The organism is Deinococcus sp. Leaf326, from assembly GCF_001424185.1.
Taxonomy (GTDB): Bacteria; Deinococcota; Deinococci; order Deinococcales; family Deinococcaceae; genus Deinococcus.
The window spans coordinates 1-5,615 of sequence record NZ_LMOM01000075.1 but is presented as its reverse complement, the minus strand read 5'-3'; the positions used below and the strand labels follow the sequence as shown (position 1 = coordinate 5,615).

The following is a 5,615-nucleotide window of genomic DNA, read 5'->3' as shown; positions in this document are numbered from 1 at the left end:
CCCCTCGTTCGCGCTCGGTCGGGCGCAGGAGATCACCCAGATCCTCCAGACRAGCATGGCCAGTGGCCTGCTGCCCAGYGTGCCCCTGTACCTCGATGGCCTGACCCGGCAGATGACGCAGACGTACGAGGAACTGCTGCCCCTTCTTCCGCAGGCCTTGCAGAATCGCCGGAAGTCCAGTGGGCAACCCATCTTCCTGGGGGTACCGTCACGCTCGTCGGGGATCGCCGGGACCGCGAGCGCATCCTGGGGTCGGACGGTCCGGCGGTCGTCGTGGCGTCGAGTGGGATGCTGCACGCGGGGGCCAGTCCGATCTACGCGCGGGCGTGGCTTCCGGAGGCGAGCAATGCCCTGTTCGTCGTGGGCTACCAGGACGCTGAGTCGCCGGGGCGTCGGCTGCTGGAGTTGCAGCAGGGCGGTGACGTGCTTCTGCCGAACGGACGTGGGGGCCGGGAGCCGGTGCCGGCCTATGCCCGCGTCGAGCGCTTCTACCTCTCGGCGCACGCGGACCAGGGTGGGCTGCTCGGCATGATCGCCCGGTACCGGCCCGGCAAGATCCTCCTGACGCACGGGGATGTCCGGCCTCGGAACACGCTCGCGGGCTACCTGGATACCCGGCACGACGTGGCGCTGCCCAAAGCGGGGGAAGTCGTCACGCTCCGGGACAGTGGCCGGCGCCGCGGGGGGTTCCTGAACACCACCCCCAAGAAACTTGAGGCGCTCAAGGAACGACACGCCCGAGGGAAGGTGGACGTGCAGTACGACGCAGAGCGGCACGCGCTCATCATCGAGCTGCCTAAGAGCCTGGATGCCTCGCTGTTCGGCGAAGGCGAGTACACCTTGGAGGTGCTGCGAGGCAAGCTCAGNAAGGAACGACACGCCCGAGGGAAGGTGGACGTACAGTACGACGCAGAGCGGCACGCGCTCATCATCGAGCTGCCTAAGAGCCTGGATGCCTCGCTGTTCGGCGAAGGCGAGTACACCTTGGAGGTGCTGCGAGGCAAGCTCAGCCGCCTCAAGCTCAAGGAGCGCGACCAGGATGCCTTGGCCGGCCAGCAGCTGGAGGAAGCCCCCTTGAACGCTGAAACGACCACCCCGACGCATTGACCTTGGCCTACCCCTTCCGCGCACGCTCCGCCGCCAGCCACCGGATATCGCTCGCCTCTCGCCGCCGTTCCTTTTCCTTCGGCGAGGCCTGCAACCGGCGTAACCCGGCCGCTGTCACATACGGCGCGGGTTCAACCCGTAACCCCATAAATTCTCTGAACGTCAGACCCAGTCCCGCCGCGAACCGTTCGCCGATCTGCGCGATCGTCGCTCGCTGCTCTGGATCCATCGTCAGCCACCCGTCCATCTTGATATCCGCCCCCCCCGGCAAAGCCTGAAGGATGACCTCAGCCTGCTCCCGCTCTGTTCGAGTGAGTTGCCCCCAGTCGGACGCACGCTGCCGAGAGACCGGGGTGGGGTCGTGCGTCACCTTCGCCAGAGCCTTCGGGTTCGGTTCCCGCCTGCATTGCGGGCACAGGCGCGTCCGGGCGAAGCGTGGGAGGCCCAGTTCCCTCAGATGCGTCCCAGCAGCCGTGAGATCGACGCGGGCCCGCTCGTGCCCACAAGAGAGCACGTCCGTCTGAGGCGTGACGGCGACCACCGGACGGTACGCCAGCACCAGGGAGTTCAGGAAGGCCATGCCTGAGCATAAGGCGCGCCGCAAGCGGCCTCCACCGCCTTGAGCGAACCCTGGACCGCAGACGACGTCGGCGAGGCAACGCCCGCGACACCGTTGGCGATCAGCTGCAAGCCAGCAGAGCTGCAGCGGCCAGTGTCACCGACACGCTCGTCCAGATCAGCCTCATGTTCAAGCCACGCGAAATGCAGTACCGGGTCGCTGAGATCGAGCCGGAGGGCCGTTGAATTGTTTGCTCGTTCAGCCGAGCGGCAGCTGGCCTCCAGAACTTACCGGCGGCATGGCCTGCCTGGGCAACAGCCGGGCCTGTTCGAAGGAGACGTCGGTATCGGAGTCCTCAGCGAAGTAGTGGTAGTACCGGCCTTCTGGAGCATAGAGGCGGATCTTGCGCTCGAGCACGGCCTCGACCCTTAGCCAGTCGCCCTGGTACTTCACCCAGTCCCCCACCTCTGGCAGGGGCTTGAGCGGCGGGGCCTCATGCTTCGCTTTCGTTTCCCGCTTCGCCTGCACGCTCGCCGGCAACCGCACATCCTCCCCAGAGCGCATCAGCCGGACGAAGAGCCCCGTCGGATTGGTCACCCGGCACTCGTTCACCACCAGGGCCCGCAGGTCCTCCAGCACCCCTTTCACGCGCGCGAAGGGGTTGCCGTAGCGCAGGACGGACGAGATCACCTGCTTGGGATCCACTTTCGCCTCAGCGGCCAGAGCGGTCAGCTCCACGTCGATCTCTTGGAGAGGGATGGGGGCATCCCCTGGAAGGGTGGGCAATTCAATCAGCGATTTGCCCTGGGAGAAGACCCGCCGCAAGGTTTTCGGGCAGCTGTGTGGGGAGGCCTGCACCGCGCGCTCGAAGGTCGTCAGTCCGACCAGTTCGAGGAGGGTTCGAGTGGCGTCATAGGCGCTGATCCGGCCTATGAGGACCCCCTCAAGGAGCGTCATCTTCAGTTGTGCGTCCAACATCTTGCAACACCTCGTTATGGGTGTTAAGGTGACGCTATCTGACGGCGTTTGTCCCCTTAACCCCTGAATCTGAAGCGAAACTCACCTGGCCGGGTGGGTTTTCTTCTTGTGATGGGGCCGTGTGTCCCCTTGTTCGGCCTGCTGTCAGTTATCGCTACATGAGTTGAGTATAGGCGGCATTCTGGTTGGCCGATGCAAAGTTCCCTGCTGCCCAACCAAAATGAGGCTTAAAAGCGCATTCTTACGCCGGTCGGTAACGACTCCGAGGTCGGGACGGCGCGAGCAGAGATCGCTCGTTATCGCGGGAAAATGAGCCGGAGTTCTTTGGGGGTCATCCCGATAGCCTGCCGTTTCGCTTCCTGCACCGAGGTAATGCCCATGCGTTTGAGGAGGGTGCGGGCATGCTCGTATACGTCCAATCCTTCCTGCTGAGCAGAGGCCAGGGGGGTAGCTTTCTTGTGGTCATTGGGCATTTCGGTGTACCTCGGAGGTGTCTATGGTTGGAGAGAAATTCCGGCTCCGAGGAGCGCAGAACAGTGGAATGTTGAGGTCGTTCAGAGACCAGGGCGTTCAGAGATTCCCAGGCTGCCGATTGACGCTCAGGGACGTTCCCTGTAAGCAACGGTGTACTTTATCGCAGGGCGTATGCATGAGAAATCCACCGTGCCACACGCGAATTTTTTCCGCGAAGAACTTTTATGAGAACAAATTCCAGGACGAATTCCACAGTCGTTGGAGCGAGAAGTGCGAGGGCATGTCATGGCCTCATTCCTCCCTTCTGAAGCGTACGGTTGGTTCTGGTGGTCCTTACAGCCAGGACCGAGGAGAGGCGGGTTGCTGTGCCCTGAAGGGTCTGGTGTTCTGCCATTTTTCAAGGTGTCCGGATGTTGTTGTTTATCAGGCAAGTAATACCCACATGCACATACGGACACCTTGGGAAAACCCGCGCCAGGACACAAGCTGAAATACGAGTCCTGTTGGAGTGCTGGGCGAGTAGGGTAAAGCGATGGATGCACAGGGCGTTTCTGGGCAGGTGCTGGATCAGTTGGTGCGGAGCGAGGTGTTGATGCTGGGGGGCTCCGTCTACGTGGGCGCGATGGCGAGGGCTCTCAAGATCGAGGTGTCGGCCGTCTATGGGGCGCTGGGGGAGTTGGTGAAGCTGGGGTGGGTGCTCGCCCCCGGAGATCTCCAGCGTCGGCTTACGCGCCCACAAGTCATGCCAGTGGGTTACCAGGTCTGGATGTCGGACGGAGTCGCTGACCTCTCGCACGACTTCGAACTGGTCAAGGGCGTCGTCCTATCAGATGTCGGGCGGAACACAGCAAGCGTCAAAGTGGCCACCCTCCGCCAGAAGCTGAGGAAGCAGCACGGCCTCACCCTGACCGAGGACGAGGTGCAGATCGACCTGCGCTTGATGCGGGGCGCCGGATGGATCACGACCCATCCCATGCTCGGTCTCCACATCACCTCTTACGCAGGAGCACTCTCCCCAGGGGTGCCGTTGGCTCACTGGCATCTTCCGAACGCTCAGCAGCCCTGAGACATCGGGCTGTTCGGGCCTCCTTTTTCAAGGTGTCCGGATGTTGTTGTTTATCAGGCAAGTAATACCCACATGCACATACGGACACCTTGGGAAAATCCGCGCCAGGACACGAATGGTCTACGCGTGCTTTTGGAGGTAGTGGGGGTGGGCCGAGGCGCCTGCTGGGTGCGCCCACCAGAACGCACCTGAGAATGTGAGCATGTCGATTTCCTCCCATCGAGAGCAAGGCAACGCGGTCTTGATCGTGTTGTTCATCATTCTGGTCCTGGCCGCACTTATGACGATTCAGGCGGTGGCCACTCGGGCGAACGTCCTGACGACGGACCGGCGCACGCAGGATGCGCAGCTCAATGCCCAGGCAGCCTTCAGTGCTCCTCGCCTGATCACGGGGGTCCTGACCGGTCTCCCCCAGGGGGTCACGGACCAGTCCACCGGCAATCTGGAAAGTGGGACGTACCGGACGTCACTGTCGACCCAGATGGAAGGGTGGCTCAGTTGCGGGACCGCCACGGTCGAGCAGCGCCTGTCGATCGGGGGTACGACGACCTGTGGGGGGGCCTCCACAGGGGACACCACCATTCGGGCCGTGCAGGGGAACGTCGTGAGTTACCGGGTGCCCTTGCAGCTGGGCATCGTGACGAAGGGCAACGAGCAGGCGCAGCGGACCCGGGTGCTGCCCGGCCAGCTGCGATTCGCGAATGCCGCGACCGGGTCACTCCCCATCACGGCCTACCAGGTGTTGACGAACGTGCTGGGGACCGTGCCGGCAGACATGATCTTCGACGGGCCGGTGCAGGTGAATGGGCAGGTGCAGCTGGCGGCTGGTCGCAGTGCGTGGCCGGGAGGGCTGACGTCCGAGCAACGCGAGATCCGCGTGGGAAATACGACGGTCTCGGTCAATCAGTTCGGGGGAAATGGCGGGTATCCCTGTGACCAGAGCGTGGCGACCTGCCCGAACTTTGCGGGAGGCCTGGGCATGGGCACCGGGCGGGTCACCCTCCCGGACATGACGAACGGCCGTGCAGGCCTCAATCTTCCCGGCAACGTGCGGGAAGTCGTGCTCTACCCGTGGGAGGGTGGCACTGGCCTGTACGTGTGCACCACGAACAGCTGTGATCAGTACGTGCTCACGCCCACGTCGCGCGGCCGCATGTCCGTGGTGCGGGTGGCCAATGGCGTAGGCGTGCCCTCGACGAGCGGGAAGGAGACCCCGGGTGCCGTGACCGAGTCCACGGTGATCCTGTCGGATGTGCCGGCTCTGGTGCAGGCGCCGGGTGACCTGCAGGTCCGGGCATTCACGCCGGCGTCGGCCGCATACACCGGCACGCTGAGCATCGCGGCACGGCAGAACCTGATCGTCACGTCGAGCCTGCTCGCCCAGCGCCCGGCCTGCACGACGTATGCCGTGGCGACCGAGACCCTGAGCGA

Annotated in this window: 5 protein-coding genes and 2 pseudogenes; 4 read left to right on the top strand and 3 right to left on the bottom strand. The window is 63.8% G+C overall.

Annotated elements, in window-relative coordinates; translation table 11 throughout:
* On the bottom strand, positions 1-187 hold a 187-nt coding region (locus ASF71_RS25395), incomplete at its 3' end, for a hypothetical protein (RefSeq protein WP_235514629.1).
* A 56-nt stretch (positions 188-243) separates the two neighbouring features.
* On the opposite strand from ASF71_RS25395, the pseudogene ASF71_RS19405 reads away from it, so the two are divergent.
* Positions 244-866: pseudogene (locus tag ASF71_RS19405) on the top strand (MBL fold metallo-hydrolase RNA specificity domain-containing protein); the annotation flags it as partial.
* A 1-nt stretch (position 867) separates the two neighbouring features.
* A pseudogene (locus tag ASF71_RS25390) lies at positions 868-1,107 on the top strand (MBL fold metallo-hydrolase); the annotation flags it as partial.
* Positions 1,108-1,114: 7 nt separating this feature from the next.
* Here the strand turns inward: ASF71_RS25390 and ASF71_RS19400 are convergent.
* Both ASF71_RS19400 and ASF71_RS19395 read right to left on the bottom strand, forming a co-directional pair.
* Positions 1,115-1,687: a hypothetical protein gene (locus tag ASF71_RS19400; RefSeq protein ID WP_056303195.1), complete on the bottom strand. Its 573-nt coding sequence runs from the start codon at positions 1,685-1,687 to the stop codon at positions 1,115-1,117.
* A gap of 237 nt (positions 1,688-1,924) precedes the next feature.
* Complete coding sequence (locus tag ASF71_RS19395) at positions 1,925-2,644, bottom strand: hypothetical protein (RefSeq protein ID WP_056303193.1); 720 nt, start codon at positions 2,642-2,644, stop codon at positions 1,925-1,927.
* A gap of 1,006 nt (positions 2,645-3,650) precedes the next feature.
* On the opposite strand from ASF71_RS19395, the gene ASF71_RS19390 reads away from it, so the two are divergent.
* Positions 3,651-4,184 carry a hypothetical protein gene (locus ASF71_RS19390; protein ID WP_056303190.1) on the top strand — a complete coding sequence of 178 codons (534 nt, stop codon included), beginning with the start codon at positions 3,651-3,653 and terminating at the stop codon, positions 4,182-4,184.
* A 202-nt stretch (positions 4,185-4,386) separates the two neighbouring features.
* The coding region (locus ASF71_RS19385; RefSeq protein ID WP_082506218.1) for a hypothetical protein at positions 4,387-5,615 on the top strand (1,229 nt) is incomplete at its 3' end.

Excerpts from the sequence above, each read along its gene's own strand:
- ASF71_RS19400 (WP_056303195.1), bottom strand. The coding sequence starts at position 1,687 with ATGGCCTTCCTGAACTCCCTGGTGCTGGCGTACCGTCCGGTGGTCGCC.
- ASF71_RS19395 (WP_056303193.1), bottom strand. The coding sequence starts at position 2,644 with ATGTTGGACGCACAACTGAAGATGACGCTCCTTGAGGGGGTCCTCATA.
- ASF71_RS19390 (WP_056303190.1), top strand. The coding sequence starts at position 3,651 with ATGGATGCACAGGGCGTTTCTGGGCAGGTGCTGGATCAGTTGGTGCGG.